This window comes from Paracoccus sp. 08 (assembly GCF_024105395.1).
Taxonomy (GTDB): Bacteria; Pseudomonadota; Alphaproteobacteria; order Rhodobacterales; family Rhodobacteraceae; genus Paracoccus; species Paracoccus marcusii.
Genome location: NZ_WEKR01000001.1, coordinates 50,235 through 69,996, shown reverse-complemented (window position 1 = coordinate 69,996; position 19,762 = coordinate 50,235). Strand labels below are relative to the sequence as shown.

The following is a 19,762-nucleotide window of genomic DNA, read 5'->3' as shown; positions in this document are numbered from 1 at the left end:
TTCAGTCAATTAACGTTACATGGAAACGGCAACGCAACAGAAATCTTCCGCCGCAGGTGCAATCATGCCGAAACTCGGGGCCGAGCCTATCCGAAAAGCAGCGCTGATCAATGCCGCGATCTTCGAGGTGGGGCGCGCGGGGTCGCTGGACGTCACCGTCGCGCAGATCGCCAAGCGTGCCGGCATGTCGCCGGCGCTGGCCCACCATTACTTCGGATCCAAGGACCAGATCTTCCTAGCGGCGATGCGGTATATCCTGCGCAGTTATGGGCAATCGGTCCATGACCGCCTGCCGGGGCGGGGTGCGCGGGGGCGGTTGGATGCGATCATCCACGCCAGCTTTGCGCCCCAGAACTTTCAGCGCGAGACGGTCAGTGCGTGGCTCAATTTTTATGCACTTGCGCTGAACTCTCCCGAGGCTGCGCGCCTGTTGCGGGTCTATCACCGCCGGCTGCATTCGAACCTGATCGTGGCGCTGCGCGGCCTGACCGACCACCCCGAGCGCACCGCCGAGACGTTGGGTGCGCTGATCGACGGCGTCTATCTGCGCGCGGTCCTGACCCCCGGTCCGACCGATGCCGATGTGGCGCTGAACACCATCATGACCTATCTGAAGGAGGCCCTTGCATGAGCCTTTCCGCACAACCCACCGCATCCCTGTTCATCGGCGGCAAGCCGGTCGAAGGGCAGGGTGCCGACCTGCCCGTCCGCTATGCGTTGACCGGCGAGACCATCGCGACGCTGAAGGAGGCATCGACCGACCAGGTGGCCCAGGCCTGCGCCGCCGCCAAGGCCGCCCAGCCCGCATGGGCCGCGATGGCGCCCGTCGAGCGGGGCCGCATTCTCGGCCGCGCGGCCGCGATCATCCTTGAGCGCAACGACGAACTGGCGCGCCTTGAGACCCTGGATACCGGCAAGCCGATCCAGGAGACGTTGGTGGCGGACTGGCCGTCGGGTGCCGCGGCACTGGAATATTTCGCGGGTCTGGCGGCGACGCTGACGGGCCAGATGATCCCCCTGGGGGCGGACTGGGCCTATACCCGCCGCGAGGCCCTGGGTGTCTGTGCAGGCATCGGGGCCTGGAACTATCCCAGCCAGATCGCCTGCTGGAAGGCCGCGCCGGCCTTGGTCATGGGCAACACTATGGTCTTCAAACCGTCCGAAGAAACGCCGCTAGGGGCCTTGAAATTGGCGGAGATTTTCATCGAGGCAGGGATGCCTCCGGGCGTGTTCAACGTGGTGCAGGGCCGGGGCGATGTCGGTGCCGCGCTGGTCACCGACCCCAACGTGGCCAAGGTGTCCCTGACCGGTTCGGTGCCCACCGGCCGCCGCGTCTATGCGGCCGCCGCCGAAGGAATGCGCCATGTCACGATGGAGCTTGGCGGCAAGTCGCCCCTGATCGTCTTTGACGACGCGAACCTTGAGGACGCGGTCAGTGCCGCGATCCTGGCGAACTTCTACAGCTCGGGGCAGATCTGCTCCAACGGGACGCGCGTCTTCCTGCAGGAGGGTATCAAGGAGGACTTCCTGGCCCGTTTGGCGGAACGTGTGAAGGCCGTCCGCATGGGCGATCCGCTGGACCCGGACACCAATCACGGTCCGATCATCAATGCGGCCCAGGCCGACAAGATCCGCGCCGCCATCCGCGCCGGGCGCGACGCCGGGGCCCGGCTGGTCTGTGGCGGAGAGGGCGAGGGGCCGTTCATCCCGCCCACGGTCTTTGCCGATGCCACCGACGACATGACCATCGCGACGGACGAGATCTTCGGGCCCGTCCTGACTGCTCTCAGCTTTGCCGACGAGGACGAGGTGATCGCCCGTGCCAACGGCACCGGCTTTGGCCTGGCCGCGGGGGTCTTTACCCAGGACCTGTCCCGCGCCCATCGCGTGGTCGCCGCGCTGGAGGCCGGCACCTGCTGGATCAACACCTACAACCTGACGCCGGTCGAGATGCCCTTTGGCGGCGTCAAGCTGTCCGGTCTGGGCCGCGAGAACTCCGCCGCCGCGATCGAGCATTATAGTCAGCTGAAATCTGTCTATGTGGGCATGGGAGGCGTCGATGCACCCTACTGATCTTCCAAAAGCCGCCAAGGACGCGGATTACGTCATCATCGGCGCGGGCAGCGCCGGCTGTGCCCTGGCCTATCGCCTGACCGAGGCGGGACGCACCGTCACGCTGATCGAGTTCGGCGGCAGCGATGTCGGCCCCTTCATCCAGATGCCGGGCGCGCTGTCCTATCCGATGAACATGAGCCGCTATGACTGGGGCTTTGCCAGCCAACCGGAACCGCATCTGGGCGGGCGCAAGCTGGCGACCCCGCGCGGCAAGGTCATCGGCGGATCGTCGTCGATCAACGGCATGGTCTTCGTGCGCGGCAACCCCAAGGATTTCCAGCATTGGGCCGACAGCGGCGCCGCGGGCTGGGACTATGCGGGCGTCCTGCCGTATTTCAAGCGAATGGAGACCTGGCACGGCGGCACGTCGCCGGTGCGTGGCACCAGCGGCCCGCTGCACATCACTCGCGGCAAGCGCAAGAACCCGTTGTTCAACACCTTTATCGAGGCGGGTCACCAGGCAGGATGGCCACGCACGGACGATTACAACGGCACCCAGCAGGAGGGTTTCGGCCCGATGGAGGCCACCATCTGGAAGGGCCGCCGCTGGTCCGCCGCCAATGCCTATCTGCGTCCCGCGAAAAAGACCGGCCTGCTGACCGTCGTGCGCGGTCTGGCGAACCGCATCCTGTTTCAAGGTAAACGCGCCTATGGCGTTGAAATCGAACGCAACGGCAAGGTCGAGGCCGTTCTGGCGAACCGCGAGGTCATCATCTCGGCCAGCACCATCAACACGCCCAAACTGCTGATGCTGTCGGGCATCGGGCCTGCGGATCACCTGCGCCAGCATGGCATCACGCCGCTTGCGGATCGTCCCGGCGTCGGGGGCAACCTGCAGGACCATCTTGAGATCTACATGCAGTACAAGTCGCTGAAGCCGGTGACGCTGTATACCTATTACAACCTGCTGGGCAAAGGCCGCGTGGGTGTCGAATGGCTGCTGCAGAAGACCGGCCTTGGCGCATCGAACCAGTTCGAAAGCTGCGGTTTCATCCGGTCGTCGGATGCCAAGGACTATCCCGACATCCAGTATCACTTCCTGCCGCTGGCGGTCCGTTATGACGGGAAATCGGCGGCCAAGGGTCACGGGTTCCAGGCCCATGTGGGGCCGATGCGGTCGAAATCGCGCGGCACGATCCGGCTGGCATCGGGTGACCCGTCCGTGGCCCCGGAGATCCGCTTCAACTACATGTCCCAACCCGAGGATTGGGAGGAGTTCCGGGCATGCGTCCGCCATACGCGCCGCATCTTTGACGCCCCCGCGTTCAAGGAATACCGCGGCGACGAGATCCAGCCCGGCGATGCCGTGCAGACCGATGAACAGATCGACGCGTTCATCCGCGAACATGCGGAATCGGCCTATCATCCCTGCGGCACCGCCCGCATGGGTGCGGCCAGCGATCCCGACGCGGTCGTGGACCCCGACCTGCGCGTGATCGGGCTCGAGGGCTTGCGCGTCGCGGACAGCTCGATCTTTCCGCGCATCACCAACGGCAACCTGAACGGCCCGTCGATCATGACCGGCGAAAAAGCCGCCGATCACATCCTGGGCCGCCAGATGCTGCGCGCCTGACAAAGAAAGGCCCGCAGCGATGCGGGCCTTTCCCTATGCCGCGTCGGCCTCTGCCTGACGCTTGGTGTAGTTGAGGACCGGGGCCAGCCAACGTTCGGCCTCGTCCAGCGTCCAGCCCTTGCGCGCGGCGTAATCGCGGGCCTGATCCTCCTCGATCTTGGCGACGCCAAAGTAATAGCTGTCGGGATGGCTGATATATAGGCCCGAAACCGACGATCCCGGCCACATCGCCATGCTTTCCGTCAGTGTCACGCCGGTCGCAGCTTCCGCGTCCAGCAACTTGAAAAGCGTCAGCTTTTCGGTGTGGTCGGGTTGGGCCGGATAGCCTGGCGCGGGACGGATGCCGGTATAGGGTTCGGCCGCCAGGTCCTCCGGCGCAAAGCCCTCTTCCTTGGCATAGCCCCAATAGTCGCGCCGCACGCGTTCGTGCAGCATCTCGGCCATCGCCTCGGCGATGCGGTCGGCCAGCGCCTTGACCATGATCGCGCCGTAGTCGTCGTTGGCGCGTTCATAGCGTGCGGCGATCTCTGCCTCCTCGGGGCCTGCCGTGACGACGAAACCGCCGACATGGTCGGGGATGCCTTCGGGTGCCACGAAATCTGACAGGGCCACGTTGGGCCGGTCGCCACGCTTGGTGACCTGCTGGCGCAGCGTGTGAAGCATGGCCTGCGTCTCCGACCGATCGTCGCCGGTGAACAGGCGGATGTCGTCGCCGACCGCGTTCGCGGGCCAGAAACCGACCACGGCGCGCGGCTTGAACCATTGGCCGTCGATGATCCGGGCCAGCATCTCCTGCGCCTCGGCGAACAGCTGGCGGGCGGCCTCGCCCTGCTTTTCGTCGTCAAGGATGCGCGGATAGACGCCCTTCAGCTCCCAGGTCTGGAAGAACGGCGTCCAGTCGATATAGCGCGCGATCTGGGCAAGGTCCCAATCCTCGATCACCCGCGCGCCGGTGAAGGTCGGTGCGGTGGGCACATAGCCGCTCCAGTCGATCTTCAGCGCATTGTCGCGCGCCTTGGCCAGCGGAAGGCGTGATTTCGATGCCTCGGACCGCTCGTGCCGCTCGGCGACGGCGGCATAGTCGGCCCGGATCTCGTCGACATAGGCGGCTTTGCGGTCGGTAGACAGCAGGTTGGAGGCGACGCCCACGGCCCGGCTGGCATCGGTCACATAGACCGCCTGACCGCGCGTGTAGCGGGGCGAGATCTTGACCGCCGTGTGGATCTTGGATGTCGTGGCGCCACCGATCAGCAGGGGAATGTCCATTCCCTCGCGCTCCATCTCGGAGGCCAGGTGCACCATCTCGTCCAGGGACGGGGTGATCAGGCCGGACAGGCCGATGATGTCCACGTTCTCGTCGCGGGCGACCTGCAGGATCTTCTGTGCCGGGACCATCACGCCCAGGTCGATGACCTCGAAGTTGTTGCAGGCCAGCACGACGCCGACGATGTTCTTGCCGATGTCATGAACGTCGCCCTTGACGGTGGCCATCAGGATTTTGCCCGCGGTCTCGCGCTCTGTCCCGCCGGACAGGCGCTTTTCCTCCTCCATGTAGGGCAGAAGGACGGCCACGGCCTGCTTCATCACGCGGGCGGATTTCACCACCTGCGGCAGGAACATCTTGCCCGCGCCGAACAGGTCGCCCACCACGTTCATCCCCGCCATCAGCGGGCCTTCAATCACGTGCAGCGGACGTTCGGCGGCCTGCCGGGCCTCTTCGGTATCGGCCTCGATATATTCGGTGATGCCGTTGACCAGGGCATGTTCCAGCCGCTTGTCCAGCGGCCATTCGCGCCAAGACAGATCCTTTTCGCGCTTGGCCCCCTGACCGTCGCCGCGGAACCGCTCGGCGATCTCCAGCAGGCGTTCGGTGCCGTCGGGGCGGCGGTTCAGGACGACATCCTCGCAGGCCTCGCGCAGATCGGGGTCGATCTGGTCATAGACGGCCAGCTGGCCCGCATTGACGATGCCCATGTCCATCCCCGCCTTGATGGCATGGTACAGGAACACGGCATGCATCGCCTCGCGCACCGGTTCGTTGCCGCGGAAGCTGAAGGACAGGTTCGATACGCCGCCCGACACATGCGCATGGGGCAGGTTCTGGCGGATCCATCGCGTCGCCTCGATGAAGTCGACGCCGTAATTGTTGTGCTCCTCGATCCCCGTGGCCACGGCGAAGATGTTGGGGTCAAAGATGATGTCCTCGGGTGGAAAGCCGACCTCGTTCACCAGGATGTCGTAGGCGCGCTGGCAGATCTCGATCTTGCGGGCGGCGGTGTCGGCCTGGCCCTGCTCGTCGAAGGCCATGACCACGACCGCCGCGCCATAGGCCAGGCACAGTCGCGCCTGATGGCGGAACTGCTCCTCGCCCTCCTTCATGCTGATCGAGTTGACGACCGGCTTGCCCTGCACGCATTGCAGGCCGGCCTCGATCACCTCCCATTTGGAGCTGTCGACCATGATCGGCACGCGCGCGATGTCGGGTTCGGCCGCCAGCAGGTTCAGGTATTCGACCATCGCGGCCTTTGAATCGATCAGGCCCTCGTCCATGTTGATGTCGATGATCTGGGCGCCGTTCTCGACCTGATCGCGAGCGACCTCCAGGGCGGTGGCGTAGTCGCGCTCCTTGATCAGCTTTCGGAAACGGGCGGAGCCGGTGACGTTGGTGCGTTCGCCCACGTTCACGAAGGGGATGTCGGGCGTCAGGACAAAGGGCTCCAGCCCCGACAGGCGCAGGTAACGATCAGGCATAGGCAGGCACCTTTCTGGGGGCGAAGGGGGCCACGGCATCGGCAATGGCACGGATATGGTCGGGCGTGGTGCCACAGCAGCCGCCCACCACATTGACCAGCCCCGCGCGCGCAAATTCGGCGACCTGCGGGGCGGTGTCATGGGGGCCTTCGTCATACTGGCCGAAGGCGTTGGGCAGGCCGGCATTTGGATAGGCACAGATCAGCGTGTCGGCCACGCCCGACAGCTCGACCAGATGCGGCCGCATGGCCGAGGCACCAAGCGCGCAGTTCAGCCCGATGGTCCAGGGGTTCGCATGGCGGACCGAATGCCAGAAGGCGGTCGGCGTCTGGCCCGACAGGGTGCGCCCCGACGCGTCGGTGATCGTGCCCGAGATCATCATCGGAAGACGCTGGCCGTGTTCCTCCATCGCCTGGATGCAGGCAAAGATCGCGGCCTTGGCGTTCAGCGTGTCGAAGATCGTCTCGATCAGCAGGATGTCGGCACCGCCGGCGATCAGACCCTTGGCCTGCTGCAGATAGGCGGCGCGCAGGTCCTCGAACGTCACGGCGCGGTATCCGGGGTCGTTGACGTCCGGGCTCATCGAGGCTGTGCGGTTCGTCGGCCCGATGGCGCCTGCGACGAAACGGGCACGCCCGTCCTGGGCCGTCGCGCGGTCCAGTGCACGGCGGACGACGCGGGCACCCTCGACGTTCAGGTCGTGGACCGCCTCGCCCAGACCATAATCGGCCTGCGCGATGGTGGTCGCGGAAAAGGTATTGGTCTCGACGATGTCGGCGCCGGCCATCGCATAGCGGTAATGGATCTCCTCGACCGCCTCGGGCTGGGTCAGGATCAGCAGGTCGTTGTTGCCCTGCTGGGGGTGGTCGGTGTGATGACGGCAGACATGACCGGACCCGTGGCCGGTATAGTCGTCCTCTCCCAGGCCAAGGGCCTGGATCTGCGTGCCCATCGCGCCATCCAGGATCAGGATGCGTTCGGATGCGGCCTTGTTCAGGGCCGCGAAGGCGGGGGATGGGGGCAGGGACATGGGATCAGGCCTTTCGGTTTCAGCCCGTGATATAGGCGTTCCGCGTCCCATCGGCAAATTCATAGTATTCGACAAGATCATGAGCGCGGCGCATGGTCAGACCGGAACGCCGCCCTCGTCCTTGAGCGTCTTCAGAACGATCTCGGAGCGGACCTGCGCCACTTGCGGGTGCGGCAGCAGGTGGCGATGGACGAAATCGGCAAAGGCCTCCAGGTCGCGGGCGCGCACGTCCAGAACGTAATCGGCATCGCCGGATACCGAGAACGCCTGCCGGATCATCGGCTGTGCCGCCACGAAGCGGGCGAATTCGTCCTCGCGCCCTTGGCCATGGCCGCGCAGGTTGACGCGGATCACCGCCCTGAACCCGTGCCCCAGCTTGGCCGCCGACAGCCGCGTGGCATAGCCTTCGATCACGCCGGCCTCCTCGAGGGCCGCGCGCCTGCGCGAGATCTGGCTGGCGGACAGCCCCACGACCTGTGCCAATGCGGCGTTGCTGAAGGCCCCGTCGCGCTGCAGGGCAGCCAGGATTGCACTATCGAACCGGTCCATGCATCACCCATGCGTCATTTTCGCGATCGATGCGCGTTTCGTGCAATTCTGGCCGCAGGGCGAGCCTCTTTGCAAGCACATTGCAGCGGCCCGCGCGCATCATGGTGGCAACAAGCAGGAGGAATGCCATGGGACCCTTTCCCCACGATGCCCCCAAGGCGACGATCAGTGTTGCCAATCCCGCGGGAACGGATGGGTTCGAGTTTGTCGAATACGCCCATCCGGACCCGGCCGTGCTGGACCGCATCTTCCGGCAGATGGGGTTCACCCCCGTGGCGACCCACAAGACCAAGGCGATCACGCTCTATCGTCAGGGCGACATCAACTATCTGCTGAATGCCGAGGCGGACAGCCATGCAGCCGGCTTTGTCGCGGAACACGGCCCCTGCGCTCCGGCCATGGCGTGGCGGGTAGTGGACGCGCAGGTCGCCCTGAAGCGCGCGCTGGAGCTTGGCGCCACCGAATATACCGGCCCTGGCAAGTCGATCGAGGCACCGGCTGTCCTAGGGATCGGCGGGTCGCTTTTGTATTTCATCGATCGCTATGGGGACGCGGGCAGTGCCTATGACACGGATTACGACTGGATCGGCGAGGCCGACCCGCGCCCCGAAGGGTTCGGCTTCTTCTATTTGGATCACCTGACCCACAACGTGATCCGCGGCAACATGGACACGTGGTACAAGTTCTATCACGACACGTTCAACTTCCGCGAGATCCGCTTCTTCGACATCAAAGGCAAGCAGACCGGGCTGGTCAGCCGCGCCCTGACATCGCCCTGCGGCAAGGTCCGCATCCCGATCAACGAGAGCACCGACGATCACAGCCAGATCGAGGAGTACCTGCGCGAATACAAGGGCGAGGGCATCCAGCACATCGCCATCGCCTCGAACGACATCTATGCGGGGACCGACCGCATTGCCGAGGCCGGGATGGAGTTCATGCCCGGCCCCCCCGACACCTATTACGAGATGTCGCACCGTCGCGTGAAGGATCATGACGAACCGCTGGACCGCATGAAGGCGCGCGGCATCCTGATCGACGGCGAAGGCGTCGTGGGTGGCGGAGAGACACGCATCCTGCTGCAGATCTTCTCGAAGACGGTGATCGGGCCGATCTTCTTCGAGTTCATCCAGCGCAAAGGCGACGACGGGTTCGGAGAGGGCAATTTCCGCGCCCTGTTCGAGTCCATCGAGGAAGACCAGATCCGGCGCGGCGTTCTCGACGCCACCCCGGCCCAGTAGGGAGGAGCGGCGCGGCGGCGGGGAGGCCGCCGCGCCGATCATCATGGCCTGGACCGATTACAGCAGCGCCCCGGCGCCCGGAACGCGCGTCTGCGCGGCGACCCGGATCACCGACGTCCATCCGCTGACCGTCACGACCGACCGCGGGTCGTTCCCGATGATCGTGCTGCGCGACGGCGACGTGCTGCGTGCCTATGTGAACGCCTGTCCCCATCAGTACCTGCCGCTGGATTACCGCGGCGATACGCTGCTTTCGGCGGATGGATTGCGGCTGCTGTGCACCGCACATGGCGCAAGCTTCGACAAGTCGACCGGCAGCGTCGTGGCCGGTGCGGAATGCGGGCTGGATGCGGTCCCTATCATGCAGCAGGGCGACCACATCATGATCGCCCCCTGACAGGTTTCATGCGCAGTCCCTGACCGGGATCAGAAGCCGGCCTTGATCTTCTCGAACTCTGCCAACTGGCGCTGACGCAGTTCGGGGTCATTCGGGGTCTGGGCCAGGACGGGTGCGTCGATCTCGGCCAGACCTTCGGCGACGGCGGGTTCGTCGGCGATGGTCGCCATGGCCGCGGCCGAGGTATGGCCATAACCGATCGTGTCCAGCAGCGCCTTGGCGGCCGACGGCTCCAGCCAGGCGTTGATGAAGTCATAGGCCTTGTCTTCGCTGCCCGGACCGTCCTTGACGTTCACGTAGCCGCAGAAGAAGGTCGACGACCCTTCGGCCGGCTCACGCTGAAAGCCCACCGGATAGTTGTCGGCCTGCAGATAGACGACACCGTCGTTCCACGACCAGGCCACGTCCACCGCACCCGACGCCATCAGCTGCGCCTGTTCGGACGGGTCGGCCCAGTAGGCTGCGACATTGACATGCGCCTCGCGCAGCCAGGCGGCGGCGGCCTGGAACTGTTCGTCGGTCACCTCGGACCAGTCGGTCACGCCGGTCGCCAGATAGGCCAGCGCCCAGACATCATCCGAACTGTCGGGCAGCGAGGTGCGACCCTGATATTTCGGGTTGGTGAACACGCTCAGGCTGGCCACGTCCTCGGCCGGGACGGTCTCGGTGTTGTAGGCGATGGCGGTCGCGCCCCAGTCGGTCGGGATGAACCACACGCCCTGGTCGTCGCGGAAGACCTCGCTGTCCAGGAACCGCTCCTCGATCTGCTCGAAGTTCGGGATGCGCGACGTGTCCCAAGGCTCGATCAAACCGGCATCGCGGTACTTGCCGACCATCTGGCTGCAGGGATGGATCACGTCCGCCTTGAAACCCGACGCGACCTTCTGGAACGCTTCGTCGTCATCGCCGTAGAAGGCATAGGTCGGGCTGTCGCCGTGCTTGTCCACATAGGCCTGGAAGATCGAGGGCTCCTCGAACCCGGCCCAATCGAAAACCGTCAGTTCGCGGTCGGCGGCATAGGCGGGCAGGGCCGCCGCGGCCAGGATGGTGGTGGTCAGCAAGCGCATGAAAACTGGCCTCTCTGTTGTCGGATTTGCGACAACGCTAAGGCGGGCTGCGGGCGCGCGCAAGGGTTTCGGGCGCCCGTGATGGGCCTGTGTGCCTAGCGCATCCGCAACGCGCCGTCGACGCGGATCGTCTCTCCGTTCAGATAGTCGTTCTGGACGATGAAGACGCAGGTCCGCGCGAACTCGGTCGGATCGCCAAGCCGCTTGGGATAGGTCACCTCGGCCGCCAGGCTGTCCTGCACGTCCGCGGGCAGGCCCTTGAGCATGGGCGTGCCAAAGATGCCGGGTGCGATGGCGCAGACGCGGATGCCCTGTCCCGCCAGATCGCGCGCCAGCGGCAGCGTCATGCCCGCGATCCCGGCCTTGGAGGCGGCATAGGCGGCCTGGCCCTTCTGCCCGTCAAAGGCGGCGATGGACGCCGTGTTCACGATCACGCCGTTCTGAGTACGCCCGTTCGCGGCCATGCGTTCGGCGGCCAGGCGCAGCACGTTGAAGCTGCCGATTAGGTTGACCTCGATCGTGCGGCGAAAGCTGTCCAGACGGTGTGGACCGTCGCGGCCCAGGGTCTTTTCGCCCACCACCACGCCCGCGCAGTTCACGCACACATCGATGCCCCCCATCCGCGCCACGGCATGATCCAGCGCCGCCGTCACGCTGGCCTCGTCGGTGACGTCGGTCACGGCATAATGCGCGCCGATGGCGGATGCGGCTTCGGCGCCCGCCGGGTCGCGGTCCAGCACGGTGACCTGCGCCCCCATGTCGCGGAAATGCGCCGCGGTGGCGGCGCCCAGGCCCGATGCGCCCCCGGTCACGACGGCGCGGCAGTTCAACAGATCCATGATCCCCTCCCAGGATGTTCCGGTCGGGTTCTGGCACGTGGGCGCGCGCGCGCCAAGATCAGTCGCGCAGCAGTTCCGGCCCGCCGGCGATCAGGGGGTCGCGCGTTCCGATGGCGGCCTGATCCTTGCCCGCGTAATCGACCGCGCCCAGAATGGTCTGGATCGCGGCGATCCGGGCGCGGCGCTTGTCGTCCGACCGGATCACGGTCCAGGGCGCGATCGGCGAATGGGACGCCGCCAGCGTGTCGCGGATCGCCACGGTATAGTCGTCCCACCGGGCCAGACCGTCCACGTCGATGCCGCTCAGCTTCCACTGCTTCAGCGGGTCCTTTTCGCGGTCCAGAAAGCGACGCAGCTGTTCGGCGCGGCCCACGTTCAGCCACAGCTTGACCAAGATGATCCCGTCGTCGACCAGCATCTGTTCGAACCCCGGCAGCTGGCGAAAGAACGCCGCGCGCTGCGTGTCGGTCGAAAACCCGAAGACCCGTTCGACCACGCCGCGGTTGTACCAGCTGCGGTCGAACAGGGCGATCTCTCCGGCGCCGGGCAGCCAGTCGACATAGCGCTGGAAATACCACTGGCCCGCCTCGCGCTCGTTCGGCTTGGGCAGGGCCACGATGCTGGCCGACCGGGGGTTCAGGTTTTCGCGCACGCGCTCGATCGTGCCGCCCTTGCCGGCGGCGTCGCGCCCCTCGAACAGGACCACCAGCCGCTTTCCGCTGTCGATCACATCATGCATCATGCGAACCAGCTGCATCTGCAATGCAGCCATCTGCGGTTCGTATTCGGCCTTGGGCATCTCTGCGCTGTAGGGGAAGTCCGGGTCCAGGATGTCCTTGGACGAGGCCTTCTGAACCGCCTTGCGGATCGGCGCCGGGGCCTCGTCCTGCAGATAGGCGGTGATCTTGCCCACCAGCGGCAGGTCCGGCAGTTCGGCGCCCATGTGCTCAGCCCTCTCCGATGCGCGACATGTCGTACCATGTCGTCTGATAGATCTCGTTGATCCAGTTACCGTAGAGCAGGTGTGCATGGCTGCGCCAGCGGTTCGCGGGCGCCCGCGTCGGGTCGTCGCCGGGATAATAGTTGGCGGGCACGTTCACCGGTTTCCCCGCCGCCACGTCCCGGTCGTATTCCTCCTTGAGCGTGGTGCTGTCATATTCGAAATGGTTGAAGACATAGAGGGCGCGGTGCCCCGGATCGGCCAGCAGGCAGGGCCCGACATCGGCGCTGGCCAGCAGGGTGGTCAGCGCCGGGCGGGCGTCCACGTCGTCCTGACGCACCTCGGTCCAGCGGCTGACCGGGACCAGCACCTCGTCCGAGAACCCGCGCAGATAGGGCGAGGCCGGCGCCAGATTGGTGTGCCGGAAACAGCCGAACGCCTTGGCGGGCAGGCGGTGCTTTGGCAGGCCGTGGAAATGCGCCGCCATCGCCATGCCGCCCCAGCAGACCCCGAAGGTCGAATGAACATGGGTCTGCGTCCAGGCAAAGACGCGGGTCAGTTCGTCCCAATAGGTCACGTCCTCGAACGGCAGATGCTCGATCGGAGCGCCGGTGATGACCAGGCCGTCGAACTTCTCTCCGCTGGCCTCGACGTCGCGGAACGGTCGATAGAAGCTTTCCATGTGGTCGGCGGCGGTGTTGCGGCTTTCATGGTCCGACATGCGGATCAGCTGAAAGTCGATCTGCAGCGGCGTCGCGCCGATCAGCCGGGCGAACTGGTTCTCGGTCTGGATCTTCTTGGGCATCAGGTTCAGCAGCGCGATGCGCAGGGGACGGATGTCCTGGGTCGCTGCACGACCCGGCGACATGACCATCACCCCTTCCTGGGACAGGATGCGATAGGCGGGCAGGCTTTCATTCAACGTGATGGGCATGTCAGCTATCCTTGCGCGCGATGGCGGTCGCGATCAGGTCGGTGAAGTCGTCAGGGGTGCGGATCTGCGCCACCTCCTCGGCCAGGATGGTGACGCCGCGCCGGGCCATCGCCTCATAGCGCGGCTGGCGATGGGCCAGCGCCCGGGCATAGGTCCAGCGGATGAAGTCATCGGCATTCACCTGGTCCGCCTCCAGGCCCTTTTCCACGCGATAGGCGATCCAGGCGCGTTCCAGGAACTGCGGCTGGTAATACATCGGCTTCGGCGCGCGGTCGAAGCGGCGGACCAGTTCGGCGGTATGCGCGTCGCTGCCCTTGATCCAGACCAGCAGCAGGTCGCGCGACAGGGCGGTCAGGACCGGGTCGTCGGGATCGTCCGGATTCACGACCTCGCAGATCGAGCCGCCGCTGTCGCAGACGAAATGCGGCGTGCCATAGATGTCGCCGGCGCGGTCCATGAAATGGCGGGTGTCCAGAAGCGAGGCGATCTCGGCCCGGCGATGCTGGTCCTGACGCTGGCAATAGGCGTCGAAGGGCAGTCCCCCGCGCGACGGGCTGCCGGGCTTGCCCAGATAGGTGGACAGCGGTGCCAGATTGTCGAAGGTGATGTTGCTGGCGATATGCACGCTGTCAGACATCAGCAGTTCGCGCAGAAACGGCACCTTCATCGCCTCGCGCTTGAAGTTGTCGGCGATGTACTCGCCCATGTAGCGCGTGCCGATGCGGTAATCGACGCTGTAGTGGAACCAGTCGCCCGTGTCCCGCAGCATCGAGGCCAGATAGGTCTTGCCCAGGCCGGACATGCCGAACAGCACGACCCGCTTGCCCGCGGCGGCCCGCCATTCATCCGCGCTGCCATAGATCATCCCATGCCCTTTCCCTGCTCGGCCCCTAGGTAATCGCATGCATGCGGCATGGAAAGAGGCCGACCGCACGGGCGTACCACGCCGCGTCGCGCAGGACCCTCTGCGTCCCGCGCAGGCCGGGGGGCCAGCCCCCCGGACCCCCCGCCGTCGCGGCATTCCGCCAGTTCGTTGCGCATCGTCGGCCTGGCCCCCGCGCAGGGGCGTTTGGACGATGTCGCCGCCCACCACTACAGGGCTGACGTCCAACGAAAAACGGCCCTGTCGCGGAGACAGGGCCGATCGGTGATGAAGAACGGTCAGGCGGCGATCAGAAGCTGTATCCGATGCGGATGCCGACACCAATCGCGTCATTGTTTTCCATACGAGCACGCGCCTCGTCAGGGGTCCCGGTTTCGGGGCTAGCATCGCCGACTTTTGTGTAATTGATACCAGTCGTTACACGCAGCGGGCCTTGATTGTATATTGCAGCCAAGGTTATTCCCCGACGCCCATTGGTCGGCGCAAGCGGTGACACCAGATCATCGCCCTTTTTCTCAAATGTGAATGACGCAGAGCCAGACCAGGTTTCTGTAAACTTTCGTCCTACCCCCAAGGAGTAGGTGGTCGTATCTTCAAGATCCACCAATCCACCGCCTGTTGCGCCAACGAACGCTACCGGATCGACACGGAATGACGACCATTCGACCCAACGGACCGAACCGAAGACCAAAGTGTCTTGGGCGACGCCCGTCTGGAATTCAAGGTTCCAGCTTTCTGGTGTAGACACGCGCGTCGTTGATGTGCTGGCGATTGCCGGCACGACGGGGATCGGACCAGGCCCATCTGGATCGATCACCAACGTTTCGCGCGTGCGAAACTCGTGTTCGATATCCGAGTTGTAGGTCAGAGAGACGCGGGCAGCAATTTCAGGACGTTCCCAAGCTACGCCTGCAACCCAGCCTACTGCCGTGTCGGAATCGAGATCGACGTTGTAGCCTTGGACACCACCTGCGCAAGGAGTGGGCACACGCGGGTCTGAATAGGCGCACCCGTTCAGAGTGACCGACCCGTCCGCGCGCGACCCCCGAATGCCGCCATGTACCGAGAAGTTGTTTGGCATCTTGTACCGTCCAAGTGCCGTAAATGTCGTGGAATCGACCCGAGCCGCCGTCCCACCAAGAAGAACGGATCCGTCGATATTTGGATCGGGTACGCCGGGCTGCGACGGGTAGAGGATATCGGCCCCGAAGGGCTGCTCAATTATGATGGCTCCGGAAAAACTCTCGTTGAACTGATGCTTGTAGGATAGCCCGACAAAGCCATAGCCTTGCGCAACATCACCCGTATTGAAACCCAGTGTATCGGTGCCTTTGACCTCAGGGTCGACACCACCAAAACTTAGCTCAACATAGTTTCCTGATTCAAATAAAGCATTCAGCGACTGGGGCGCGCGTTCGATCCCCCCGGCCAGCAGTGGCGCGGTTCCCGCCAGCAGCGCGGCCATGCTCGTGATTGCGAATTTCATGTCATCCTCCCTCGGTCGGGCGAACCGCCCCCGGAACCCACCGTAGCGCACGAACGTTATCGATCAATTACCCAAACACGCTGACGTGACGTCCGCGTCATGTCTGCCCGTATGCCGTGTCGTCCGTGCAACGCCTGCGTGCGGGCTGGACAAAGCGGACAGGGCGTGAAAGGGGAAACTGCCAAACGAGATTGCCGCAAGGACACCCCCCATGCAGATTCGTGAGGCCCTCACATTCGACGACGTTCTTCTGGTTCCGGCAGCATCGACGGTGCTTCCCTCGACCGCTGACGTGACCACCCATGTCACCCGGTCGATCCGGATGAACATCCCGCTGCTGTCATCCGCCATGGACACGGTCACAGAAAGCCGCATGGCCATCGCGATGGCGCAGGCCGGCGGCATGGGCGTGATCCACCGCAACCTGACGACCGAGCAGCAGGCCGACGAGGTCCGCCGCGTCAAGCGCTTCGAGAGCGGTATCGTCTACAACCCGATCACCCTGACGCCGGACCAGACCCTGGCCGATGCCAAGGCGCTGCAGGACCGATACAACGTCACCGGCTTTCCGGTCGTCGATGCGGACGGGCGCGTGCTGGGGATCGTGACCAACCGCGACATGCGGTTCGCCAGCGACATGCGCACCCCGGTGCGAGCCATGATGTCGTCGGACAACCTGGCCATCCTGCGCGAACCGGCCGACCGGGCCGAGGCGATCAGCCTGATGAAGGCGCGCCGGATCGAAAAGCTGCTGGTCACCGACGGGTCGGGCAAGCTGACCGGCCTTCTGACGCTAAAGGATACCGAAAAGGCCGTGCTGAACCCGCAGGCCTGCAAGGACGACCTGGGCCGCCTGCGCGTAGCGGCAGCCTCCACCGTGGGCGACGAGGGCTTCGAGCGCAGCTGCGCGTTGATCGAGGCCGGCGTGGACATGGTCGTGATCGACACGGCCCACGGCCATTCCGCAGGCGTCGCGCGCGCGGTCGAACGGGTCAAGGCGTTCCGCGAGGGCGTGCAGGTTGTTGCCGGCAACGTCGCCACGACCGAGGCCACGCGCGCGCTGATCGGCGCGGGCGCGGACGCGGTCAAGGTCGGCATCGGGCCGGGCTCTATCTGCACCACGCGGATCGTGGCGGGCGTGGGCGTGCCGCAGCTGACCGCGATCATGGATGCCGTGGCCGGTGCGGGCGACATCCCGATCATCGCCGACGGCGGCATCAAGTTCAGCGGCGATTTCGCCAAGGCCATCGCCGCGGGCGCCAGCTGCGCCATGGTCGGCAGCGCCATCGCCGGCACCGACGAAAGCCCCGGAGAGGTGATTCTGTACCAGGGCCGCAGCTTCAAGTCCTATCGCGGGATGGGCTCGCTGGGCGCGATGGCGCGCGGATCGGCCGACCGCTATTTCCAGAAGGACGCGGCCAGCGACAAGCTGGTCCCCGAGGGGATCGAGGGGCAGGTGCCCTACAAGGGCACGGCCAACGCCGTGGTGCACCAGCTGGTCGGCGGCCTGCGCGCCGCGATGGGCTATACCGGCTGCGCCACCGTCGCCGAGATGCGCACCAACTGCCAGTTCGTCCGCATCACCGGGGCAGGGCTGAAGGAAAGCCACGTCCACGACGTGCAGATCACGCGCGAAAGCCCGAACTACCGTCTGGGCTGAACATCGGCCTCACAGCGAAAAGGCGGCCCCCGCAAGGAGGCCGCCTTTGTCATGGGCGGTCGGGGCGCACGGATACGCCCCTGCCGGATCAGGCTGCGATGTCGAAACGGTCGGCGTTCATCACCTTGACCCAGGCGGCGACGAAATCACGGACGAACTTCTCGGCGTTGTCGTCCTGAGCATAGACCTCGGCATAGCTGCGCAGGATCGAGTTCGAGCCCACGGTCACGTCCACGCGCGACGCCTGCCAGCGGACGGCGTCGGTCTTGCGGTCGCGGATCTCATAGACTTCGGCGTCGCCTTGGGCCTTGGTCCAGCGGTTCGCCATGTCCGTCAGGTTGACGAAGAAGTCCTGCGTCAGCGCGCCTTCGCGGTCGGTCAGCACGCCCAGCTTGGACCCGCCATGGTTGGCACCGATCACTCGCAGCCCGCCCAGAAGAACGGTCATCTCGGCCGCGGTCAGGCCCAGCAGCTGCGCACGATCCAGCAGCAGTTCCTCGGCGTTGACGGCGAAATCGGCCTTCAGCCAGTTGCGGAACCCGTCATGCACGGGCTCCAGCGCGTCGAAGGATGCCGCGTCGGTCTGCTCATCGGTCGCGTCGCCGCGGCCGGGGGCAAAGGGCACGGTGATCGCGTGGCCCGCCGCCTGTGCGGCCTTCTCGATGCCGACATTGCCGGCCAGCACGATGACATCGGCCAAGGGTACGCCGGCCTCATCGGCGATGGGCTGCAGGACGGACAGGACGCGGGCCAGGCGCGCGGGTTCGTTGCCGGCCCAGTCCTTCTGCGGGGCCAGACGGATGCGGGCGCCGTTGGCACCGCCGCGCAGGTCGGACCCGCGGAAGGTCCGCGCGCTGTCCCAAGCCGTCGCCACCATCTCGGCCACGGTCAGGTCGGTCGCCGCGATCCGCGCCTTGAGGCCCTCGACGTCGTAATCGGTCCGGCCGGCGGGAACCGGGTCCTGCCAGATCAGGTCCTCGGACGGCACGTCGGGCCCGACATAGCGTGCCTTGGGACCCATGTCGCGGTGGGTCAGCTTGAACCAGGCGCGGGCGAAGGCGTCGTCGAAGCTGGCCGGATCGGCGATGAACTTCTCGCAGATGGCGCGATAGACGGGGTCCACCTTCATCGCCATGTCCGCGTCGGTCATGATCGGCATGGTCCGGATCGACGGATCCTCGACATCGGCGGGCATGTCCTCGGGCTTGATGTCCACGGGCTCCCACTGCCAGGCGCCTGCGGGCGACTTGCGCAGCTCCCACTCATGGCCGAACAGCATGTCGAAATAGCCCATGTCCCACTTGGTGGGGTTGCTGGTCCAGGCGCCCTCGATGCCGCTGACCATCTGGTCGCGGCCGATGCCGCGGCGGCCTTCCTGCGCGTTCCAGCCCAGGCCCTGCTCGTGCAGCGCCGCGCCTTCTGGCTCGGCGCCCATGTTTTCGGCCCGGCCGTTGCCGTGGCTCTTGCCGATGGTGTGGCCGCCGGCGGTCAGGGCGACGGTCTCCTCGTCGTTCATGGCCATCCGGGCAAAGGTCTCGCGGATGTGCTGGGCGGTGGCCGCCGGGTCGGGCTGACCGTTCACGCCCTCGGGGTTCACGTAGATCAGGCCCATCTGCACGGCGGCCAGCGGGTTCTCCATCGTGTCTGGCTTGGTCACGTCCGCATAGCGGCTTTCAGACCCCTCCAGGAACTCCTTTTCGGCGCCCCAGTAGATGTCCTTCTCGGGATGCCAGATGTCCTCGCGGCCAAAGGCAAAGCCGAAGGTCTTCAGGCCTGCCTGCTCATAGGCTATGGTCCCGGCCAGCACGATCAGGTCGGCCCAGCTGATCTTGTTGCCGTACTTCTTCTTGATCGGCCACAGCAGGCGGCGACCCTTGTCAGTGTTGTTGTTGTCGGGCCAGCTGTTCAGCGGCGCGAAACGCTGGTTGCCGGTGCCCGCACCGCCGCGCCCGTCGCCAAGGCGATAGGACCCCGCCGCGTGCCAGGTGACGCGCGCGAACATGCCGACATAGCTGCCCCAGTCGGCGGGCCACCACTCCTGGCTGTCGGTCATCAGGGCGCGGATGTCGTTCTTCAGCGCCTCGACGTCCAGCGACTTCAGCTGTTCGCGATAGTTGAATTCGGGGCCAAGCGGGTTCGTCTTGCGGTCATGCTGGTGCAGGATGTCGAAATTCAGCGCACTGGGCCACCAGTCGGTGTTCGACGCCGCGGTCGAGGTATGGCTGCCATGCATCACCGGGCATTTGCCGGCGCTGTTCATCGGGTTGCCGTCCATCATCATCTCCATCTTGCGGGCC

General features: G+C 65.5%; 17 protein-coding genes. 6 read left to right on the top strand and 11 right to left on the bottom strand.

Annotation, left to right across the window (positions count from 1 at the left end; genetic code table 11):
- Positions 1-64 precede the first annotated feature (64 nt).
- The 3 genes from betI to betA are packed head-to-tail and all read left to right on the top strand — an operon-like array spanning position 65 to position 3,688.
- Positions 65-631: a transcriptional regulator BetI gene (betI, locus tag GBO37_RS00310; RefSeq protein WP_045981248.1), complete on the top strand. Its 567-nt coding sequence runs from the start codon at positions 65-67 to the stop codon at positions 629-631.
- Entirely contained in the window at positions 628-2,073 is a 1,446-nt protein-coding gene (gene betB, locus GBO37_RS00305; RefSeq protein WP_252926436.1) for a betaine-aldehyde dehydrogenase, read from the top strand. Before betI ends, betB begins: the two co-directional genes overlap by 4 nt.
- Positions 2,060-3,688, top strand: a complete 1,629-nt coding sequence (gene betA, locus GBO37_RS00300) for a choline dehydrogenase (RefSeq protein WP_252926435.1) — start codon at positions 2,060-2,062, stop codon at positions 3,686-3,688. Before betB ends, betA begins: the two co-directional genes overlap by 14 nt.
- Positions 3,689-3,721: 33 nt before the next feature.
- On the opposite strand, the gene metH is transcribed toward betA, so the two are convergent.
- The 4 genes from metH to GBO37_RS00280 all read right to left on the bottom strand — a co-directional run bounded on the left by metH (position 3,722) and on the right by GBO37_RS00280 (position 8,148).
- Positions 3,722-6,439, bottom strand: a complete 2,718-nt coding sequence (metH, locus tag GBO37_RS00295) for a methionine synthase (protein ID WP_252926433.1) — start codon at positions 6,437-6,439, stop codon at positions 3,722-3,724.
- Positions 6,432-7,469, bottom strand: a complete 1,038-nt coding sequence (locus tag GBO37_RS00290; protein ID WP_218062284.1) for a homocysteine S-methyltransferase family protein — start codon at positions 7,467-7,469, stop codon at positions 6,432-6,434. Before GBO37_RS00290 ends, metH begins: the two co-directional genes overlap by 8 nt.
- 96 nt (positions 7,470-7,565) lie before the next feature.
- Positions 7,566-8,018, bottom strand: coding sequence for an Lrp/AsnC family transcriptional regulator (locus GBO37_RS00285; RefSeq protein ID WP_252926431.1), 453 nt, complete (start codon positions 8,016-8,018; stop codon positions 7,566-7,568).
- The gene (locus tag GBO37_RS00280; protein WP_252926429.1) at positions 8,002-8,148 is read right to left on the bottom strand and encodes a hypothetical protein; all 147 of its coding nucleotides are present in this window, start codon (positions 8,146-8,148) and stop codon (positions 8,002-8,004) included. The genes GBO37_RS00285 and GBO37_RS00280 overlap by 17 nt, the downstream gene beginning before the upstream one ends.
- Between GBO37_RS00280 and hppD the strand changes: the two genes are divergently transcribed.
- Together hppD and GBO37_RS00270 are read left to right on the top strand one after the other, a co-directional pair.
- Entirely contained in the window at positions 8,147-9,259 is a 1,113-nt protein-coding gene (gene hppD, locus GBO37_RS00275) for a 4-hydroxyphenylpyruvate dioxygenase (protein ID WP_252926427.1), read from the top strand. The two genes, GBO37_RS00280 and hppD, sit on opposite strands and share 2 nt — an antisense overlap.
- A gap of 43 nt (positions 9,260-9,302) precedes the next feature.
- Positions 9,303-9,656, top strand: coding sequence for a Rieske 2Fe-2S domain-containing protein (locus GBO37_RS00270; RefSeq protein WP_252926425.1), 354 nt, complete (start codon positions 9,303-9,305; stop codon positions 9,654-9,656).
- A 29-nt stretch (positions 9,657-9,685) separates the two neighbouring features.
- Here the strand turns inward: GBO37_RS00270 and GBO37_RS00265 are convergent, their stop codons facing one another.
- The 6 genes from GBO37_RS00265 to GBO37_RS00240 all read right to left on the bottom strand — a co-directional run bounded on the left by GBO37_RS00265 (position 9,686) and on the right by GBO37_RS00240 (position 15,805).
- Positions 9,686-10,723, bottom strand: a complete 1,038-nt coding sequence (locus GBO37_RS00265) for an ABC transporter substrate-binding protein (protein ID WP_252926423.1) — start codon at positions 10,721-10,723, stop codon at positions 9,686-9,688.
- A gap of 95 nt (positions 10,724-10,818) precedes the next feature.
- Complete coding sequence (locus GBO37_RS00260; protein WP_252926421.1) at positions 10,819-11,562, bottom strand: SDR family oxidoreductase; 744 nt, start codon at positions 11,560-11,562, stop codon at positions 10,819-10,821.
- A 58-nt stretch (positions 11,563-11,620) separates the two neighbouring features.
- The gene (gene ppk2, locus GBO37_RS00255) at positions 11,621-12,505 is read right to left on the bottom strand and encodes a polyphosphate kinase 2 (protein WP_252926419.1); all 885 of its coding nucleotides are present in this window, start codon (positions 12,503-12,505) and stop codon (positions 11,621-11,623) included.
- 4 nt (positions 12,506-12,509) lie between these two features.
- Entirely contained in the window at positions 12,510-13,436 is a 927-nt protein-coding gene (metA, locus tag GBO37_RS00250; protein ID WP_252926417.1) for a homoserine O-succinyltransferase, read from the bottom strand.
- Between the two features lies 1 nt (position 13,437).
- The gene (locus GBO37_RS00245; protein WP_252926414.1) at positions 13,438-14,301 is read right to left on the bottom strand and encodes an ATPase; all 864 of its coding nucleotides are present in this window, start codon (positions 14,299-14,301) and stop codon (positions 13,438-13,440) included.
- 307 nt (positions 14,302-14,608) lie between these two features.
- Positions 14,609-15,805: an OmpP1/FadL family transporter gene (locus tag GBO37_RS00240; RefSeq protein ID WP_252926412.1), complete on the bottom strand. Its 1,197-nt coding sequence runs from the start codon at positions 15,803-15,805 to the stop codon at positions 14,609-14,611.
- Between the two features lie 211 nt (positions 15,806-16,016).
- Between GBO37_RS00240 and guaB the strand changes: the two genes are divergently transcribed.
- Positions 16,017-17,465 carry an IMP dehydrogenase gene (gene guaB / locus GBO37_RS00235; RefSeq protein ID WP_045981235.1) on the top strand — a complete coding sequence of 483 codons (1,449 nt, stop codon included), beginning with the start codon at positions 16,017-16,019 and terminating at the stop codon, positions 17,463-17,465.
- Positions 17,466-17,553: 88 nt separating this feature from the next.
- Here guaB and katG read toward each other — a convergent pair whose 3' ends face one another.
- Positions 17,554-19,740: a catalase/peroxidase HPI gene (katG, locus tag GBO37_RS00230; RefSeq protein WP_252926471.1), complete on the bottom strand. Its 2,187-nt coding sequence runs from the start codon at positions 19,738-19,740 to the stop codon at positions 17,554-17,556.
- Between the last annotated feature and the right edge of the window lie 22 nt (positions 19,741-19,762).

Bases quoted from the DNA above. Each gene is read 5' to 3' on its own strand.
- GBO37_RS00265 (WP_252926423.1), bottom strand. From the start codon at position 10,723: ATGCGCTTGCTGACCACCACCATCCTGGCCGCGGCGGCCCTGCCCGCC.
- GBO37_RS00240 (WP_252926412.1), bottom strand. From the start codon at position 15,805: ATGAAATTCGCAATCACGAGCATGGCCGCGCTGCTGGCGGGAACCGCG.
- ppk2 (WP_252926419.1), bottom strand. From the start codon at position 12,505: ATGGGCGCCGAACTGCCGGACCTGCCGCTGGTGGGCAAGATCACCGCC.
- GBO37_RS00260 (WP_252926421.1), bottom strand. From the start codon at position 11,562: ATGGATCTGTTGAACTGCCGCGCCGTCGTGACCGGGGGCGCATCGGGC.
- GBO37_RS00245 (WP_252926414.1), bottom strand. From the start codon at position 14,301: ATGATCTATGGCAGCGCGGATGAATGGCGGGCCGCCGCGGGCAAGCGG.
- guaB (WP_045981235.1), top strand. From the start codon at position 16,017: ATGCAGATTCGTGAGGCCCTCACATTCGACGACGTTCTTCTGGTTCCG.
- hppD (WP_252926427.1), top strand. From the start codon at position 8,147: ATGGGACCCTTTCCCCACGATGCCCCCAAGGCGACGATCAGTGTTGCC.
- betA (WP_252926435.1), top strand. From the start codon at position 2,060: ATGCACCCTACTGATCTTCCAAAAGCCGCCAAGGACGCGGATTACGTC.
- GBO37_RS00280 (WP_252926429.1), bottom strand. From the start codon at position 8,148: ATGGCATTCCTCCTGCTTGTTGCCACCATGATGCGCGCGGGCCGCTGC.
- metA (WP_252926417.1), bottom strand. From the start codon at position 13,436: ATGCCCATCACGTTGAATGAAAGCCTGCCCGCCTATCGCATCCTGTCC.
- metH (WP_252926433.1), bottom strand. From the start codon at position 6,439: ATGCCTGATCGTTACCTGCGCCTGTCGGGGCTGGAGCCCTTTGTCCTG.
- GBO37_RS00290 (WP_218062284.1), bottom strand. From the start codon at position 7,469: ATGTCCCTGCCCCCATCCCCCGCCTTCGCGGCCCTGAACAAGGCCGCA.
- betI (WP_045981248.1), top strand. From the start codon at position 65: ATGCCGAAACTCGGGGCCGAGCCTATCCGAAAAGCAGCGCTGATCAAT.
- GBO37_RS00270 (WP_252926425.1), top strand. From the start codon at position 9,303: ATGGCCTGGACCGATTACAGCAGCGCCCCGGCGCCCGGAACGCGCGTC.
- GBO37_RS00285 (WP_252926431.1), bottom strand. From the start codon at position 8,018: ATGGACCGGTTCGATAGTGCAATCCTGGCTGCCCTGCAGCGCGACGGG.
- katG (WP_252926471.1), bottom strand. From the start codon at position 19,740: ATGGACGGCAACCCGATGAACAGCGCCGGCAAATGCCCGGTGATGCAT.
- betB (WP_252926436.1), top strand. From the start codon at position 628: ATGAGCCTTTCCGCACAACCCACCGCATCCCTGTTCATCGGCGGCAAG.